The organism is Nocardia sp. NPDC057227 (genome assembly GCF_042669725.1).
GTDB classification, from domain to species: Bacteria; Actinomycetota; Actinomycetes; order Mycobacteriales; family Mycobacteriaceae; genus Nocardia; species Nocardia asteroides_A.
In genome coordinates this window covers 74,364-90,405 of the sequence record NZ_JBHUXA010000001.1, presented here as the reverse complement: position 1 = coordinate 90,405, position 16,042 = coordinate 74,364, and the positions used below count along the sequence as shown (strand labels likewise).

Annotated in this window: 16 protein-coding genes; 8 read left to right on the top strand and 8 right to left on the bottom strand. The window is 73.9% G+C overall.

The genetic code is table 11. The features are described 5' to 3' along the window. Positions 1–53 precede the first annotated feature (53 nt). The 4 genes from mshC to ACFUJ1_RS00435 form a co-directional block, all read right to left on the bottom strand. Positions 54–1,304 (bottom strand): cysteine--1-D-myo-inosityl 2-amino-2-deoxy-alpha-D-glucopyranoside ligase, encoded by a 1,251-nt coding sequence (mshC, locus tag ACFUJ1_RS00450; protein ID WP_378640900.1) that lies wholly within the window; start codon positions 1,302–1,304, stop codon positions 54–56. A 175-nt stretch (positions 1,305–1,479) separates the two neighbouring features. Next, a complete protein-coding gene (locus ACFUJ1_RS00445; protein WP_378640898.1) occupies positions 1,480–2,277 on the bottom strand; it encodes an SCO1664 family protein in 798 nt (265 codons plus the stop codon). A 3-nt stretch (positions 2,278–2,280) separates the two neighbouring features. Then, positions 2,281–2,868: a DUF3090 domain-containing protein gene (locus ACFUJ1_RS00440; protein ID WP_233018133.1), complete on the bottom strand. Its 588-nt coding sequence runs from the start codon at positions 2,866–2,868 to the stop codon at positions 2,281–2,283. Positions 2,869–2,960: 92 nt separating this feature from the next. Beyond that, the gene (locus tag ACFUJ1_RS00435) at positions 2,961–3,710 is read right to left on the bottom strand and encodes a histidine phosphatase family protein (RefSeq protein ID WP_378640896.1); all 750 of its coding nucleotides are present in this window, start codon (positions 3,708–3,710) and stop codon (positions 2,961–2,963) included. Between the two features lie 270 nt (positions 3,711–3,980). Here ACFUJ1_RS00435 and ACFUJ1_RS00430 point away from each other — a divergent pair, with 270 nt between their 5' ends. From ACFUJ1_RS00430 to ACFUJ1_RS00415, 4 genes are all read left to right on the top strand, one after another. Continuing rightward, on the top strand, positions 3,981–4,958 hold the full coding sequence (locus ACFUJ1_RS00430) for an aldo/keto reductase (RefSeq protein ID WP_378640894.1): 978 nt from the start codon (positions 3,981–3,983) through the stop codon (positions 4,956–4,958). Positions 4,959–5,023: 65 nt separating this feature from the next. Further along, a complete protein-coding gene (locus tag ACFUJ1_RS00425; RefSeq protein WP_378640893.1) occupies positions 5,024–6,055 on the top strand; it encodes a hemin ABC transporter substrate-binding protein in 1,032 nt (343 codons plus the stop codon). Between the two features lie 32 nt (positions 6,056–6,087). Continuing rightward, positions 6,088–7,176: a FecCD family ABC transporter permease gene (locus tag ACFUJ1_RS00420; protein WP_378641884.1), complete on the top strand. Its 1,089-nt coding sequence runs from the start codon at positions 6,088–6,090 to the stop codon at positions 7,174–7,176. After that, positions 7,173–8,201, top strand: a complete 1,029-nt coding sequence (locus ACFUJ1_RS00415) for a heme ABC transporter ATP-binding protein (RefSeq protein WP_378640891.1) — start codon at positions 7,173–7,175, stop codon at positions 8,199–8,201. The genes ACFUJ1_RS00420 and ACFUJ1_RS00415 overlap by 4 nt, the downstream gene beginning before the upstream one ends. On the opposite strand, the gene ACFUJ1_RS00410 is transcribed toward ACFUJ1_RS00415, so the two are convergent. From ACFUJ1_RS00410 to ACFUJ1_RS00400, 3 genes are read right to left on the bottom strand one after another with little or no spacing between them, the layout of a single operon-like run. Continuing rightward, complete coding sequence (locus ACFUJ1_RS00410) at positions 8,164–10,260, bottom strand: MMPL family transporter (protein WP_378640890.1); 2,097 nt, start codon at positions 10,258–10,260, stop codon at positions 8,164–8,166. The two genes, ACFUJ1_RS00415 and ACFUJ1_RS00410, sit on opposite strands and share 38 nt — an antisense overlap. A 7-nt stretch (positions 10,261–10,267) precedes the next feature. Next, positions 10,268–10,813 (bottom strand): hypothetical protein, encoded by a 546-nt coding sequence (locus ACFUJ1_RS00405; protein WP_378641883.1) that lies wholly within the window; start codon positions 10,811–10,813, stop codon positions 10,268–10,270. A 24-nt stretch (positions 10,814–10,837) separates the two neighbouring features. Further along, the gene (locus ACFUJ1_RS00400) at positions 10,838–11,224 is read right to left on the bottom strand and encodes a hypothetical protein (protein WP_378640888.1); all 387 of its coding nucleotides are present in this window, start codon (positions 11,222–11,224) and stop codon (positions 10,838–10,840) included. A 205-nt stretch (positions 11,225–11,429) separates the two neighbouring features. Between ACFUJ1_RS00400 and ACFUJ1_RS00395 the strand changes: the two genes are divergently transcribed. Genes ACFUJ1_RS00395 through ACFUJ1_RS00385 form a run of 3 tightly spaced genes read left to right on the top strand, consistent with a single transcriptional unit; the run spans position 11,430 to position 13,770 of the window. Further along, the gene (locus ACFUJ1_RS00395) at positions 11,430–12,440 is read left to right on the top strand and encodes a YncE family protein (protein ID WP_378640886.1); all 1,011 of its coding nucleotides are present in this window, start codon (positions 11,430–11,432) and stop codon (positions 12,438–12,440) included. Beyond that, a complete protein-coding gene (locus tag ACFUJ1_RS00390) occupies positions 12,440–12,694 on the top strand; it encodes a DUF5703 family protein (RefSeq protein WP_067651050.1) in 255 nt (84 codons plus the stop codon). Before ACFUJ1_RS00395 ends, ACFUJ1_RS00390 begins: the two co-directional genes overlap by 1 nt. Then, positions 12,694–13,770 (top strand): quinone-dependent dihydroorotate dehydrogenase, encoded by a 1,077-nt coding sequence (locus ACFUJ1_RS00385; RefSeq protein WP_378640884.1) that lies wholly within the window; start codon positions 12,694–12,696, stop codon positions 13,768–13,770. The genes ACFUJ1_RS00390 and ACFUJ1_RS00385 overlap by 1 nt, the downstream gene beginning before the upstream one ends. Here ACFUJ1_RS00385 and ACFUJ1_RS00380 read toward each other — a convergent pair whose 3' ends face one another. After that, positions 13,771–14,214 carry a hypothetical protein gene (locus ACFUJ1_RS00380; RefSeq protein WP_378640883.1) on the bottom strand — a complete coding sequence of 148 codons (444 nt, stop codon included), beginning with the start codon at positions 14,212–14,214 and terminating at the stop codon, positions 13,771–13,773. A gap of 287 nt (positions 14,215–14,501) precedes the next feature. Here ACFUJ1_RS00380 and ACFUJ1_RS00375 point away from each other — a divergent pair, with 287 nt between their 5' ends. Continuing rightward, positions 14,502–16,007 carry a PfkB family carbohydrate kinase gene (locus tag ACFUJ1_RS00375; protein WP_378640881.1) on the top strand — a complete coding sequence of 502 codons (1,506 nt, stop codon included), beginning with the start codon at positions 14,502–14,504 and terminating at the stop codon, positions 16,005–16,007. The last annotated feature ends 35 nt before the right edge of the window (positions 16,008–16,042 follow it).

Here is a 16,042-nt window from a genome sequence, read left to right as displayed (position 1 = left end):
CCGGTTTCGTGTCGGTTCGGGTCAGCCTGCTGGACGCGGGTGTGGCTCGGCCGCTACCCGGCGGGGTGGAGCGCGATGCCGAGCAGGGCGTCGACGGCGGCGCGGATGGTGGCGGGGGCGGTGCGGTCGGCGCCGCCGTAGGCGAGCGCCTGGCGGGCCCATTCGTCGACGGCGGCGAGCGCCTTGGGGGTGTCGAGGTCGTCGGCGAGGTGCTGGCGCAGGCGGGCGACGGTGTCGTCGGCGGCCGGGCCCGCGTCCAGGGCGGTGGCTTCGCGCCAGCGGGCGAGGCGCTGTTCGGCGGTTGTGAGGACCTCGTCGGTCCACATGCGGTCCTGCCGGTAGTGGCCGGCGAAGAGGCCGAGGCGCAGGGCGGCGGGGTCGGTGCCCGCGCGGCGCTGGGTGGAGACGAAGACGAGGTTGCCTCGCGATTTGGACATCTTCTCGCCGTCGAGGCCGATGAGGCCGGTGTGCACGTAGTGGCGGGCGAAGCGGCGGCCTGCGCCGAGGGCTTCGCCGTGTGCGACGGAGTATTCGTGGTGCGGGTAGATCAGGTCGGATCCGCCGCCCTGGACGTCGAACTCGGGGCCGAGCCGGTTCAGGGCGATCGCCGTACACTCGATGTGCCAGCCTGGCCGTCCAGGCCCGAAGGGGGCGTCCCAGGAGGGTTCGCCGGTGCGGGCGGCGCGCCAGAGCAGCGGGTCGATGGGGTCGTGTTTGCCGGGGCGTTCGGGGTCGCCGCCGCGTTCGGCGAAGAGCTGTTCCATGGTGGCGCGGTCGTAGCCGGATTCGTAGCCGAACTGTTCGGTGGCGTCGGCGCGGAAGTAGATGTCGGGGTATTCGGCGTCCTCGACGGTGTAGGCGGCGCCGGAGGCGAGCAGTTTGCCGACGAGTTCGATCACCTCGTCGACGGATTCGACGGCGCCGATGTAGTCGCGCGGGGGCAGCACGCGCAGGGCGGCCATGTCCTGGCGGAAGAGTTCGACCTCGCGGGCGCCGAGGTCGCGCCAGTCGATGCCGTCGCGGGCGGCGCGTTCGAAGAGCGGGTCGTCGACGTCGGTGATGTTCTGCACGTAGTGCACGTCGTGGCCCGCGTCGCGCCAGAGCCGGTTGACCAGGTCGAAGGTCAGGTAGGTCGCGGCGTGGCCGAGGTGGGTGGCGTCGTAGGGGGTGATGCCGCAGACGTAGAGGGTGGCGGTGCGGCCGGGGGTCACCGGGCGCACGGCGCGGTCGGCGGTGTCGAACAACCGCAGCGGCGGCCCTGTTCCGGGGAGGGCGGGGATGGGGGTATCGGACCAGGACTGCATGATTCGAGGGTAGAGGTGTGGGCGGGGTCGCGGTGCCGCACCCCGGTTCCGGGCACACTTCCCGCACCCGGGTGGGCGTTGCCGACCTGCGGCGGGGCCGCCGGAGGGCGAAGTCAACAGTTGGCTTCCGGGTGATTCGCCGGTCACCCGCGCGGGGCGGGGTGCGGCGCCGGGGTCAGAACGCGGGCCAGGGAATGGGGCGCGCGGTGTCGGGCAGCGGCATGGCGGGGGCGTCGAGCAACCGGCGGGCACGGTCGGCGAGCGCGGTGATCTCGGTGTCGGTGAGGTGCGCGGCGAGCTCGTCGGCGAGGTCGCCGCTGAGCTCCTTGACGAGGCCGGTGATGTCGGGCAGCAACTCCTCGGGGACGGGCTCGCCGGCCCACCCCCAGAGGACGGTGCGGAGCTTGTTCTCGGCGTGCAGGCAGATGCCGTGGTCGACACCGTAGACGGTGCCGTCGGCGCCGTCGAGGGCATGGCCGCCCTTGCGGTCGGCGTTGTTGACGATGACGTCGAGCACGGCGAGGCGGCGCAGCCTGGCGTCGTCGGAGTGCACCAGCGACACCTCGGTGCCCGCGGGGTCGACGGCGCGCAGGACTTCGCGGAAGCCGTCGGGGACGACTCCGGCGGGGGTGAGGTCGACCAGGTCGAGGGTGTCGGCGTGGTCGACGGTGTCGATCCAGCGCTGCACCATGCCCGGCCCGAAGGGGCCGTCGCGCAGGATGGTCTCGGGGACGGTGCGCCAGCCGAGCGTCTCGGCGATCCGGTAGGTGGCGACTTCGCGGCCGGCGAGAGTGCCGTCGGGGAAGTCCCAGAGCGGTTGTTCGCCGCGGACCGGTTTGTAGACCACGCGCAGCGGGGTGTCCGGGTCGGCGGTGGCGATGTCGCAGACCAGGGTGAGGTTGCTGGCGGTGCTGATCCGGCCGAGCACCGCCAGCTCGCCCTCCCGGAACAGCGGGTCAGCGCCGCCGGGCACGGGTCACTCCTCTTCCAGGTCGGTGGTGCCGAAGATGTCGCCGCGCTTGTAGCCGTTGGTGCGCACGCACATGTGCCCGCCGGGGGTGAGCGGTTCGCCGCAGAGCGGGCAGGGCTGGCGGCCGGCGGCGATCACCTTGGTGGAGCGCAGCGCGAATTCGCGGGCCTGGATCGGGGTGAGGAACACCCGTACCGCGTCGGGGCCCTCCTCGGTGTCGTCGAGCACGACCGATTCGTCGACCTCGGTCTCGGTGATGGCGAGCAGCTCGACCACCACCGCGCCTGCGTCGGCGTCCCAGCCGAGCCCCATGGTCCCGACCCGGAACTCGGCGTCCACCGGGGTGACCAGCGGGTCGGTGTCCCCGACGGCTTCGGCCTGCGGCGGCACCTCGGCGCCGAACCGGCGCGCGACCTCGTCCAGCAGCAGCCCCATGCGATCGGCCAGCACCTTCACCTGCTGCTTCTCCAGCAGCACGCTGACGACCCGCGGATCCTGCACGGCCTGGAGATAGAACGCGCGATCACCCGGTTCGCCGACGGTTCCGGCGACGAAGCGATCGGGGGTGCGAAATACGTGGATTGCTCGTGCCATCTGCACCCTCCTCGAACCCTGACCCTCATCGACTTACCCCGGCGTGGCGTTTTCCAGACGCCGGGGCGAGCCGGGTGCCCCGTGTGACGTCTCTACAACGGATCGCGGCGCTCCGCATTCCCATTATCCGCGACCGGCTCCGGCGCCACCTCGCCACCGGGGACCGGGCCGTGCGCTTTCGCGCCGGATTTCGCGGTCCCGGACGGCGCCGCGGCGGCCAGCGCGGACAGGTCGGCGCCGGTGTCGTTGAGCCGCCACACGTAGGGGGCGTGCGGGGAGTAGCGGACGACGCTGATCGAGGCGGGCTCGACCACGATCCGCTGGAAGCCGTCGAGGTGGATGCCGAGCGCGTCGGCCAGCACCGACTTGATGACGTCGCCGTGTGTGCAGGCGACCCAGAGCACGTCGGCGCCGTCGTTGCCATCGGCGAGGCGGCGGTCGATGTCGCGGATCGCGGTCACCGCGCGGCGCTGTACGTCGGCCAGGCCCTCCCCGTTGGGGAAGACGGCGCCGGAGGCGTGCCGCTGGACCACCGACCACAGCGGTTCCTCGAGCAGTTCGCTCAGCGGGCGGCCGGTCCAGTCGCCGTAGTCGACCTCGAGCAGCCGGTCGTCGTACTCGGGTTCGAGGCCGAGGCGTTCGGCGAGCGGGCCGACGGTGCGCTGGCAGCGCAGCAGCGGGGAGTGCGCGATGTGCTTGATCGGGAGCCCGCCGAGCCGGTCGGCGATCGCGGCGGCCTGTTCGGCGCCGCGGTCGGTGAGTTCGACGCCGGTGCTGCGTCCGGCGAGCGTGCGCGCGGTGTTCGAGGTGGACACGCCGTGGCGCAGCAGGATGACCGTCATGGGGTCAGCCTAGTGGGCCGCGGGTTCGCGCCGTCCCGCTCGCGGCGGGCGGCGGCCGCGCCCGACCGTCGCCGCTGTCCGAAATTTCCGTTCCGAACCGACAATTGGGCTCGTCGGCCCGCCGTGATCACGCAGCGACAGTACAGGCCGCCCGCGGCCCCCCGCGCGGGGGTGGGTACGGCACTGTGTGGGACGGCGCGGTGTCGGCTCGGCGCTCCCGCGGTGGTGACGCTTTAGGCTTGGCGCCGTGACGAGAGCGTGGACGCGGTAATGGAACAGCGGACGGTCGGCCGTAGCGGGCTGCGGGTGTCGCGGATGGGCCTGGCCACCCACACCTGGGGCGACCGTACCGGCAGCGACGAGGCGGCGGTGCAGATGACGGCGTTCCTGGACGCGGGCGGCACCCTGGTCGACATCTCCCCCGCCTATACGGCCGGTGGCGCGCAGCGGGTGCTGGCCGAGCTGCTCGGCGATCTCGTCAACCGTGACGACCTGGTGCTCAGCGGCTGCTCCGGGGTGGTCCCGGTGACCGTCGCCGAGGCCGGGCCCGCGGTGCCGGAGCCGGTGCGCCCGGCCGTCGACGCCTCCCGGCGCGGGCTGCTGGCGCAACTGGACCGGACACTGCGCGAGCTCGGCACCGACCACCTGGATCTGTGGAGTGTCGGCGAGTGGGACCCCTACACCCCGCTCGACGAGGTCGCGGGCACGCTCGAGCACGCGGTGCGCGCCGGGAAGGCCAGGTATGTGGGGGTGCGCGGGTTCAGTGCCTGGCAGCTGGCGTCGCTGGCCGCGCTGACCCCGGTGGTGGCCGCGCAGCACCCGTACTCGCTGCTCGCGCGCGGTGCGGAGGAGGATCTGCTGCCCGCCGCGCGGCATCACGGGACCGGGTTGATCGCGGCGACGCCGCTGGCGGGCGGCATCCTGACCGGCAAGTACCGGGACGGGGTGCCCGCCGATTCGCGCGGGGCGGACGAGGCGACGGCGGAGGAGATCAGGGATCGGCTCGACGAGCGCGCCAACCGGGTGGTGGACGCGCTGGTGACCGCGGCCGACGGGCTCGGCACCTCGCCGCTCGCGGTGGCGCTCGCCTGGATCCGGGATCGCCCCGGGGTGGCGAGCATGGTCGTCGGGGCGCGCGATATCGGGCAGCTCACCGGGGTGCTCGCGGCCGAGACGCTGGAGTTGCCGCGGGCCATCGCCGCCGCGCTCGACGACGTGAGCGCGCGCCCGGAGACCGGGCACGAATAGTCCGGTCGGCGATGGCGCCGACCGTGCGGCCCGCCGTGGGCGGGGGCAGCGCTAGCCTGGGCGGCATGAGGTGTGGCGGTCGTGGTCGTTCCGGGGGAATCCGTGCCGTGGTGGCGGTGCTCGCCCTGCTCCTGGCGGCCGGGCTGACCGCCTGCGGGGACACCGGAGCCGGCGCGACCGGCGGGCAGCGCGGCCCGGCGACGGCGTCGCTCACCGACCTGGATCCGGTGCCGTTCACCCCGCCGCCCGCGCCCGCGCTGCCGGTGACGGTGCGCTCCTTCGACGGCACCGAGGTCACCGTCGGCTCCGCGGACCGGATCGTGGCCGCCGACCGGTACGGCACGCTGGCGCAGACGGTGTGGGCGCTCGGGCTCGGCGCGAACCTGGTCGGGCGCAGCACCGCGGCCGCCTTCCCCGCCGTGCGGGACGTGCCGAACGTGACCGGCGGCAGCGGCTCGCTGAACGTGGAATCGATTCTGGCGCTGCGCCCGACGGTGTTCCTCACCGACACCACCAGCGCCGCGCCCGCGGTGCGCGAGCAGCTGCGCGCGGCCGGGCTCGCGGTGGTCTACTTCGACCCGCAGCGCACCATGGACGGGGTGGTGCCGCAGATCGAGGCGGTCGCCGCCGCGCTCGGCGTTCCCGAGCGGGGCGCGGAGCTGGGCAGGCGCACCCGCGACGAGATCGCCGCCGCCACGGCCGCGGTGCCCGCGCAGGAGCCGCCGCTGCGGATCGCGTTCCTGTACCTGCGCTCCACCGCGATCACCATGATCGCCGGGCCCGGCTCCGGGGCGGACGCGCTGATCGCGGCGATCGGCGGGGTGGACGCCGGGACCGCGGCCGGGGTGAGCGAGCCGTTCACCGCCATCACCAGCGAGGGCATGATCAATGCCGCGCCCGACGTCATCCTGGTCATGACCGACGGGCTGCAGTCGGTCGGCGGGCTGGACGGACTCGCCAAGGTGCCCGGGATCGCGCAGACCCCGGCCGGGCGGGACCGGCGCGTCGTCGACATGTCCGATGCGGTGCTGCTGTCCTTCGGGCCGAACACCGGCCGGGTGGTGGCGGCGCTCAGCGACGCCGTGTACGGCGCATGAGCCGAGAACCCGGCACCGAATCCGCTGCTCCGATGCCCGCGGCGTTCATGCCGCACTCCCCCGCCCCGGTCGTGCCGCGCAGCCGCGGCGTTTCGCGGATCGCGATCGTGTCGATCGTCGCGGTCGCGGCCCTGGTCGCGCTGGCGCTGCTCTCGGCCACGCTCGGCCAGGTGCCGACCACCCCGGCCGAGGTCGCGGGCAGCGTCCTGCATCGGATGGGGCTGGACTTGGGCCCGCTGCCCGCGCACCCGGCCGGCGAGGTCACCCTGTGGGAGGTGCGGTTCCCGCGGGTGCTGCTCGCGGCGTTCGTCGGCGCCGCGCTCGCCACCGCGGGCGCGCTGCTGCAGGGCGTGTTCGCGAACCCGCTGGCCGAGCCGGGCGTGATCGGGGTGTCGGCGGGGGCGGCGGTGGGCGCGGGCACGGTGATCGTGGTCGGTGGCGCGTTCGTGGCGGCCTGGTCGGTGGCGGCGGCCGCGTTCGCGGCGGGGCTGGCCACCACCATGCTGGTATACCTGCTGGCCCGCTCCGGGGGGCGCACCGAGGTGGTGACGCTGGTGCTCACGGGGGTGGCGATCAACGCCTTCGCCGGTGGGCTGCTGGCGTTCCTGCTGTTCGTGGCGCAGCCCGCCGCCCGCGATCAGATCGTGTTCTGGCAGCTCGGCAGCCTCAACGGCGCCACCTGGGACGCGGTCGGGATCGTGGCAACGCTCACCACGCTCGGGGTCGCGGCGGCGGTGCTGGTGGCGCGGAAACTGGACCTGCTGGCGCTGGGGGAATCGGTGGCCAGGCATCTCGGGGTCGACGTCGAGCGGTTGCGGGCGATCGTGATCGCGGTGGTCGCGCTGCTCGCCACCGCGGGGGTGGCGTTCACCGGGATCATCATGTTCGTCGGGCTGGTGGTCCCGCACGTGGTGCGGATGCTGGTCGGGCCCGCGCACCGGGTGCTGATCCCGCTCAGCGCGATCTTCGGGGCGGTGGTGCTGCTCGCCGCCGACGTCGGGGCCCGCACCCTGGTCAGCAACGCCGACCTCCCCCTCGGCATGCTCACCTCCCTGGTCGGCGGCCCCTTCTTCTTCTGGCTGCTGCGCCGCACCCGCGCCCGCTCGGGAGGATGGGCATGAGCACCCCGCCCGGCGGGGAGCCGCGCCGGGATGGGATCGCGGACCCCGGTCCGGGCGGTGCCGTCCCCGGCGTGGACCGGCCGGGCGCGGAGATGGCGAGCGACGGCGGCACCGGAGCGGATAGTCGCGGCTCGGCAGAGCCCGGCTCGGCGGGCGCGGTGCGACGGCGCCGCCTGTTCGGGCGCACCGCTCCCCTGCCCGGCCCCCCGGAACCGGGCGCGGTCACCCTGCGCGCTCGCGGCGTCACCGTCGCCCGCGGCCCGCGCAGGGTGCTGCACGAGGTCGACTTCGAGGTGGCCGCCGGGCAGGTGGTCGCGCTGGTCGGCCCGAACGGGGCGGGCAAGTCGACCCTGCTGGCCGCGCTCGCCGGGGAGCTGCCCGCCAGCACCGGCACCGTCGAGCTGGACGGCCGCCCGGTCACCGCGTGGTCGGCGCTGGACATGGCGCGCAGGCGCGCGGTGCTGCCGCAGAGCCACACCGTCGGGTTCCCGTTCACCGCCCGCGAGGTCGTCGCGATGGGCCGCGTCCCGTGGGCTGGTACCGGCCGCGACCTCGGCGACGAGCCTGCGATCGACGCCGCGCTGGCAGCGGCCGACATCGGCCACCTGGCCGGGCGCGCGTTCCCGACCCTGTCCGGCGGCGAACGGGCCAGGGTCGCGCTGGCCCGGGTGCTGGCCCAGGACACCGCGACGCTGCTGCTCGACGAACCCACCGCCGCCCTCGACCTCGGCCACCAGGAAGCCGTGCTGACCCTGGCCCGCGCCCGCGCGCGGGCCGGTGCCGCAGTGGTGATCGTGGTGCACGACCTCGGCATCGCCGCCGCCTACGCCGACCGGGTCGCGGTCCTCGACGACGGCCGGGTGGCCGCCGACGGGGCGCCGCGCGCGGTGCTCACCACCGACCTGCTCACCGCCGTCTACCGGCACCCGGTCGAGGTGATCGACCACCCGGTGACCGGCGCGCAGCTGGTGCTGCCGGTGCGGGCGGTCAGCGCCGCCACACCAGTTTCAGCACCGCCGGGGTGAGCAGCATCCGGATGACGGTGGCGTCGAGCACGAGCGCGGCGATCATCCCGTAGGCGATGTACTTCATGAGCACCAGGTCGGAGAAGCCGAACGCGCCGGTCACCACGATCAGGATGGCCGCGGCCGAGGTGATCACCCCGCCGGTGTGGGCGATGCCGTAGCGGATGGCCTCGGGCGGGTCGGCGCCCGCCGCGCGCGCCTCGGTCATCCGGGACTGCAGGAACACCTCGTAGTCGGTGGAGAGCCCGAAGATCACGCAGACGATCAGCACCAGCGCCGCGAACATGAGCGGGCCGGGGGTGAAGCGGAGCAGCTCCGACCCGTGGCCCTGGACGAACAGCCAGGTCAGCAGCCCGAGGGTGGAGGCGAGGCTGAGCGCGCTCATCGCCACCGCCTTCACCGCGAGCACCAGGGAGCGGAACGCGACGTACATGAGGGCCAGTGAGGCGCTGACCAGGATCAGCAGCAGCCAGGGCAGCCCGGCGAGCAGGCCGTTGATGCTGTCGCGTTCCAGCGCGGGCACCCCGGCCACGTAGGTGCGGACGCCGTCGGGTTGCGGGATCTCGCGCAGCGCGCGGACCACCCGGTCGGCGTCGCGGTCCGCGCGCAGCCCGGCGCTGAGCACGTTGACCCCGTCGCGGGTGGCGGCGGCGGGTTCGAAGCGGCCGGTGAGGCCGGGGACCTGGTTGGCGGCCCAGCGGATGTCGGCGAGCTGCTGCGGGTCGGCGCCGACGACGACGAGTTTGACCGGTTCCAGCCGCAGCCCGGGGAAGAGGTCGTCGAAGCGTTCCTGCGCGACCCGGGCGGGGTGTTCGCGGTCGAGGTAGCGTTCGCTGATCCCGCCGAACTCGATGTGCCGGAACGGGGTGCTGAGCAGGGCGATGCCGAGCAGCACCGGCACGATCACCAGCCACGGGCGGCGCATGGCGAAGCGGGCGAGCCGGGCGAAGAACCCGGCGTCGATCTGGGCTTCGGTCTTGGTGCGGGAGAACCGTTTCCAGCCCCACAGGTCGATGCGGTGCCCGACGATGCCGAGCAGCGCAGGCAGCGCGGTCACCGAGAGCACGGCGGCGATCAGCACCGAGGAGATGCCGCCGTAGGGCACCGAGCGCAGCACCCCGTTCGGGTAGATGAACAGCGCGCCGAGGCTGATCGCGACGATCAGCGCGGAGAACAGCACGGTGCGCCCCGCGGTGGCGACGGTGCGGGCCACCGCGTCCTCGACCGTATGGCCCGCGGCGAGCTCCTCCCGGAACCGGGTGACCGCGAAGAGCCCGTAGTCGATGGCGAGCCCGAGGCTGACCAGGGTGACGACGGCGCCTGCGAAGACGTTGACGTCGATGTAGCCGGTGAGCCCGCGCATGATGCCCTGCCCGGCCAGGATGGTCATGCCGCCGATCAGCACCGGCAGCAGCGCGCCGACGATGCCGCCGAAGACGAAGTACAGCAGGATCGCCACCAGTGGCAGCGCGATCACCTCGGCGCGGCGGATGTCGTCCTGCATGCCGGTGTTGATGCCCTCGACCACCGGTTGCAGCCCGGCCAGCTGCACGGTGGTGCCGCCGGGGCCGGTGCCGTCGCCGTCCGCGCCGAGCGCGGGTTTGAGCGCGAGGAAGTTCTCGATCGCCTCGGTGCCCTCCTCGCGCAGCCCGACGACGGCGAAGGCGACGGTGCGGGTGGCGTCGGTGGCGGAGGCGGCGAACGGGCTGTCCCAGTAGCTGTCGATCTTGGCGACCCGGTCGGGGTGCTGTGCGCGCAGCGCGGTGAGCGCGGCGGTGACCGGGCCACGGACCTCAGGGTCGTCGACGGTGCTGCCCGCGGGGGCGGTGAAGAGCAGGATGAGGTCGCTGTCGGTGTCGCGGCCGAAGGTGTCGTCGGCGATCTTCGACCCGGCCACCGATTCGCTGCTCTCGTCGAACCAGCCCTCCTGGGTCAGGTGTTCGCCGAGGTCGCGGCCGTACCAGCCGGTGACGAGCACGGCGAACACGCACAGCGCGAGGACCACGACGCGGTGCCGGTGGACGAACCTGCCCCACCGCAGGAAGCCGGAGTGCAGCACCCGCGCCTCAGCCGCAGGCCGCGGTGCGGTAGTCGGCCGAGCGCAGGATCCCGCACAGGTCGGTGCGCGAGATCTTCCACTGGTCGTCGAGGTAGACGAAGTGCACGACGGTGGTGCGGATATTGCTGCCTGTCCCGTCCTTGTCCAGGCGCAGGGTGGCGGTGAGGGTGCCGTCGCGGTTGTCGAAGACCGGGTCGGTGACGCCGTAGACGGCGCGCGGGTTGTCCTGCAGCGCCTTGTACATGTCCGGGATGGCGTCGCGGAAGGCGGCGCCGTCCTCGATCAGGCCGGTGCGCTCGGCGTCGGGTAGCGCCGGGTCGAGGGCGCTCTTGATGCGGGCGTCGAGTTCGGGCGCGGTCGGGATGTGCCGGTTCGCCACCGCCGACGAGGTCGCCGCGATCGAGGAGGTGACCGCGGCGTTGGCGGAGGAGCGGGCGGCGGCGACGGCGCTCTCGTCCACGCCGTCCCCGCAGGCGGAGAGGGTGAACGCGGCGGCGGCGGCCAGCGCGGCGCCGAACGCGCGGCGGATGAGGCGGTGCGGTATGGGAAGCATCACCTACAGGGATACCGTATGCGGTCAGCGTCCGTCGATGACGGCCCCCAACCGTCCCAGAAGGGCACGCACGATCGTGGGCTCGCCCGCGGTCGTGCCCGGCGCCGGGACGGCGCGCGGCAGCAGGTCGCGCACCAGGGCGGTGACGCTGCGCTCGTCGTCGAGGTCGATGTCGGTGACCGGGGTGTCGGCGGCCGCGAGGACGTCCTCGGGGCCGGGAACGGCCAGGTCGGGGTCGTGCCGGTATATTTCCACGAACAGAGTGGACCGGACGGTCCGGAACGCGAAGGGGTGACCGTCTGCGGTGGTGCCGAAGCCGTGCGCGAACGGGCCGACGGTGAGGTCGTCGACGGTGAAGCCGGATGATCGGTCGGGCTGCAACCGGGTCTCCCTGGGTCGGGTGGTGGTCACCTCCACGGTAACCACCGGAGCGGACGGTCGGCCCGCCGGAAGCGACGACACAGCTGGTGCCGGGGCGTCGGCGCAGCGATGTTGCGTCATCATGGGTCGATGCGGTCTGCTCGTATGTCGGCCCCGGAGGGGCCGATGTTTCGCCCCGGGCCGTGATCGGTCCGGGGCGGTGTCGCGGGTGAGCGGTGGAAAGGGAGTGCGGCGGATGCGTCCGGTTGGTTCACTGGCGGCGGGGCTGGTGGCGCTGGCATTGCTCACCGGCTGCTCCGGCGAGTCCGCCGGCCCCGACGTCCCCACCCGCGAACCCGCCGCCCCCGCCGCCGCGCCGGTGCCCGCCGTACCGCCCGCCGGGCGCACCGCACTGGCCGGCTCCTCGTACTCGCTGCTCGCCGCCGATCCCGGCAGCGGGCTGCTCGCCGCCGCCGCCGGCACCCGGCTCGACGTGCTCGATCCCGGCGCCGACCCGCTCGCCGTCGCCCGCACCGTCACCCTGCCCGGCGCCGCCGCCGCGCTCGTGCCCGGCCGCCCCGGCGAAGTGCTCGCCGCGGTGCCCGGCGCGGTGGTGCGGGTCGCGCTCGGCACCGGGACGAGCACCGAGATCCCGGTCGAGGGCGAGGTGCGCAGCGTCGCGCCCGGCCCGGACGACACCCTCGTCGTCGGCACCGGCGACGGGCAGCTCCGCACCCTCGGCCCGGACGGCGCCACCCGCGCCACCGCGGACGGGCTGGTCTCGGCCGACGCGCTCGCCGTCGTCGGCGGCGAGGTCGCCGTGCTCGACCGGCGGCAGAGCATGATCGCCGAGCTCGGCACCGGCGCCGACCGGCTCGGGCTCGGGCTGCGCGCGGGCGACGGCGCCACCACCCTGATCGCCGACCCGCTGGGCCGGGTCCTGGTCACCGACACCGACCACGGGGAACTGCTGGTCTACACCACCGCGCCGCTGGTGCTGCGGCAGCGCTTCCCGGTGGGCTCCGCGCCCTACGCGCTCGCCTACGGCGCCGGGTCGGACACCGTGTGGGTGTCGTGCACGCAGAGCAACGAGGTCGTCGGATTCGACCTCGGCACCGGGATACCGGTGGAAGTGGACCGTCGTCCGACGGTCCGGCAGCCGGACGCGCTCGCCGTCGACGCGCGCACCGGCGACCTGTTCGTGGCATCGGCCGCCGGCGACGGCGTCCAGCGGATCGCCGCGACGGATCGGAAGAGAGGTCAGTGATGGCGCCGAAGCATCGGAGTTCGCGAACCGCGCTCCCCGCGGGCTGGGAGACCAGCGGCGACGACTACGAGTACGTGCCGCTGCGGCTGCCACCCGAGGTCACCAGGGTGACCGCCTCCATGCGGCTGGCCATCCAGGCCGAGTACGGCGGCTGGGAGCTGTCCCGGGTGCGCGCCTACACCGACGGCAGCCGCCGCGTGCTACTGCGCAGGCGCCGCAACGCCGCGCTACCCGAATCCGAACCGGGGATCTGATGTACGGCCTGCTGCTGCGCCTGATGTTCCTGCTTCCGCCGGAGCGGGTCCATCACCTCGCCTTCGCCACCATGCGGTGGGCGACCCGGTTTCCGCCGCTGCGCCGGGCGCTGGCCCTGGTACTGGCCGGGCACGACCCGATCCTGCGCAGCACCCTGTTCGGGGTCGGCTTCCCGGCCCCGCTCGGGCTCGCGGCCGGGTTCGACAAGAACGCCGACGGCGTCGACGCCTGGGCCCCGCTCGGCTTCGGCTTCGCCGAGATCGGCACCGTCACCGCGCACGCCCAGCCCGGCAACCCCGCCCCCCGGCTGTTCCGGCTGCCCGCCGACCGCGCCCTGATCAACCGGATGGGCTTCAACAACGAGGGCGCCGCCCCGGCCGCCGACCGGCTGCGCGCGCGCCGCCCCGGCGTCCCGATCGGCGCCAACATCGGCAAGACCAAGGCGACCCCGGCCGCCGAGGCCGCCGCCGACTACGCCACCAGCGCCGCCCTGCTCGGACCGCACGCCGACTTCGTCGTCGTCAACGTCAGCTCCCCCAACACCCCCGGGCTGCGCGACCTGCAGGCCGTCGAGGCGCTGCGGCCGCTGCTGCGCGCGGTGCTCGACACCGTCACCGTTCCGGTCCTGGTCAAAATCGCCCCCGACCTCTCCGACGACGACATCGACGCCGTCGCGGACCTCGCCATCGAGCTCGGGCTGGCCGGGATCGTCGCCACCAACACCACGATCGAGCGCGCCGGGCTCGCCACTCCCGCCGCCGAGGTCGAGGCCTGCGGCGCGGGCGGGCTGTCCGGGCCGCCGGTGGCCGACCGGTCGCTCGAGGTGCTGCGCCGGCTGCACCGGCGGGTCGGCGGGCGGCTGGTGCTGGTCTCGGTCGGCGGGATCGAGACCGTCGATCAGGCGTGGGAGCGGATCCTCGCCGGGGCGAGCCTGCTGCAGGGCTACACCGGGTTCATCTACGGTGGCCCGTTCTGGGCGCGGCGGATCCACCGCGGGATCGCCGCCCGGCTGCGCGCCGCCGGGTACCGGGACCTGGCCGAGGCCGTCGGCGCGGAGCACCTCGACCCGGCCTGATCACGGGAACACCACCGGCGGCTCGGTGTGCGGCCTGCGCAGGTCGATGCAGTACCCGAGGCCACGGCCGGGGCCCGGCTCGCGCGGGCGGCGCGGGATCCCGATATCGCCGCCGCGCGGGCCGTCGGCCTGCTCGCCCGGGGTGATCTCCACCGCGCCGCGCGCCGCCATCGCCTTGGCCAGCAGCAGCAGGGCCTGGGCGAACACCGTTCCCAGCCGGTGCGCCCGCTCCTGCATCAGCGCGAACGCCAGCGGGTCGTGCACCAGCGCCGAGTTCGACACCAGCTCGTCGAGCTCCATCCCCGCCAGCGCCTGCTCCTCGGTGAGCGGCCTGCCCGGCCACCAGCTCAGCCGCCACGGCTTCCCGTCACCGGAGTACACCCGGTAGGCGTACTCCGGGGTGACCTCGCTGGTCATCCTCGAGCCGGTGCTGTGGACTGCCATGATCGCTCCTTATCGGCCCCTCCGGGCCTCGTCCCCGACGGGGAGGAGCCGATCCCAGTGTGACAGTTGCCGCCGAGGGCGGTCAATTGCCGTCGAGTCATGGGAATTGACATGTGAACAGTGCGGTAAACCTGCTGTCAGGCCGGATGGACAGCGTGGAATTCCGCTGTGCGCGACACTATTACGGCGCGGTTGCCACTCCGCGATCACCCGAATGTCATCGGGCGGACGCACTGTGGCATTTGGCGCGGTAGCGTGGAAAGCGGCGGTGGCGGGAGGTGAGGCCGGTGAACGGCCCGCTGGACGGACAGGTCATCGCTGTCCGGCAGATCCTCACCCGGCTCGGGAAACGGTCGGGGCTCAGCGCGGAGCGGGTCCGCACCACCGAGATCGACGTCTCCCCCCTGCTCGAGCTGCCCGCCATCCGTACCTATGCGCGCCGCGCGGGGATCGACTCGGCCGAAGCGGTGTTGCCGGTCGTTCGCGAAGTGGCGCAACGGCTTCCGCCCACCGATCGGCTCGTGGTGGATGCCGCGCTGTCGCTGGGGCTGATCGCCGGTGACGAGGTCGACACCGCCCGGCTCTACGCGGGCGACCTCGGCGAGCGGCGGGGCTACCTCTCGGAGGCATGGACGCAGCTGCACACCGTGCTCGGCGCCGGGCCGACGCCGTCGGCCCCGAGCGTCCGGACCCTGCGCGCCTCCCCCGAACGGCGGGCGTTCACCGCGCTGGCCGCGGCCCTGGTCGACGACCCGGTGCGCAACGGCCGGGGATACTCGATGGAGCGGGTGTCGGAGCAGGCCGACGAGATCGCCGACCGGTTCGGCACCACCGGCACGGTCACGGTCCTCGGCAACGCGGTCGTCGACCACCTCTACCGCGTCGACCGGCTGCCGGTCGCAGGCGGCTCGGCGAGCGGCCGCTTCGAACGACGCCTCGGCGGCAAGGGGCTCAACCGGGCCGTCGCCGCCTCCCGGCTCGGCATGAACACCCGGCTGCTCGCCGCCGTCGGCGACGACGACGCCGGACGGCGCATCGTCGCCCTGCTCGAACGCGAAGGCGTCGACACCTCGATGATGAAGATCGTCCGCGACGCCGGCACCGACGTGGCCGCGCTCATCGTCACCCCCGGCGGCAGCACCAGCGCGATCGGCGCCGAAGGCAACCAGATCCAGTTCACCCCGCGCGACCTGCTCGACCCCGAGGTGGCCGCGACGCTGGTCAGCTCCGACGTGGTCATCATGACCCTCGAGGCACCGCTGCCCGTCGTGGAGCAGGCACTCACGATCCTGCGCGAAGTCCCCCGGCCCCCCGCCCGGGTGCTGCAGGCCGCGCCGCCGCACGACCGGCCCGCCCGGCTCTACCAGTTCCTCGACGGCGTCGAGTACGTCGTCGGCAGCACCTGGCAGCTCAGCCGCCTGGTCTCCGCGACCAGGTACACCCCCGACGAAGCACTGCGCGTCTTCGACGCCGAGACCGCGCCGAAGCTGCTCGCCCTCGGCGTCGGCACGGTCTGCGCGATCGAGGGCTTCACCTGCCGGCTGCGCGGCATCCACGGCCCCGCCGACATCCCCCGGCCCCGGCTCGCCGCCATGGACGACGCGCCGGGCGCGCACGCCGCGTTCTGCGGGGCGCTCGCACACCAGTGGGTGCGCACCGGCGGCGAGCCCGACTTCCACTGGATCTGCGCCGCGATGGCCGCCACGCAGTCCTTCGCCGGCGACGTCCCCGAGGCCATGCCGGGCAGGGCGGCCATCGATCGGTTCGTGGACAGGCCGGACGATTCCGCGTGATGTACGTTTGCCCCGCCCGCCAACGATCCCCGACC

Coding starts and splice junctions, on each gene's coding strand:
- ACFUJ1_RS00430 (WP_378640894.1), top strand. CDS start 3,981: ATGGAACAGCGGACGGTCGGCCGTAGCGGGCTGCGGGTGTCGCGGATG.
- ACFUJ1_RS00380 (WP_378640883.1), bottom strand. CDS start 14,214: ATGGCAGTCCACAGCACCGGCTCGAGGATGACCAGCGAGGTCACCCCG.
- ACFUJ1_RS00425 (WP_378640893.1), top strand. CDS start 5,024: ATGAGGTGTGGCGGTCGTGGTCGTTCCGGGGGAATCCGTGCCGTGGTG.
- mshC (WP_378640900.1), bottom strand. CDS start 1,304: ATGCAGTCCTGGTCCGATACCCCCATCCCCGCCCTCCCCGGAACAGGG.
- ACFUJ1_RS00415 (WP_378640891.1), top strand. CDS start 7,173: ATGAGCACCCCGCCCGGCGGGGAGCCGCGCCGGGATGGGATCGCGGAC.
- ACFUJ1_RS00405 (WP_378641883.1), bottom strand. CDS start 10,813: ATGCTTCCCATACCGCACCGCCTCATCCGCCGCGCGTTCGGCGCCGCG.
- ACFUJ1_RS00440 (WP_233018133.1), bottom strand. CDS start 2,868: ATGGCACGAGCAATCCACGTATTTCGCACCCCCGATCGCTTCGTCGCC.
- ACFUJ1_RS00390 (WP_067651050.1), top strand. CDS start 12,440: ATGGCGCCGAAGCATCGGAGTTCGCGAACCGCGCTCCCCGCGGGCTGG.
- ACFUJ1_RS00395 (WP_378640886.1), top strand. CDS start 11,430: ATGCGTCCGGTTGGTTCACTGGCGGCGGGGCTGGTGGCGCTGGCATTG.
- ACFUJ1_RS00385 (WP_378640884.1), top strand. CDS start 12,694: ATGTACGGCCTGCTGCTGCGCCTGATGTTCCTGCTTCCGCCGGAGCGG.
- ACFUJ1_RS00420 (WP_378641884.1), top strand. CDS start 6,088: ATGCCCGCGGCGTTCATGCCGCACTCCCCCGCCCCGGTCGTGCCGCGC.
- ACFUJ1_RS00435 (WP_378640896.1), bottom strand. CDS start 3,710: ATGACGGTCATCCTGCTGCGCCACGGCGTGTCCACCTCGAACACCGCG.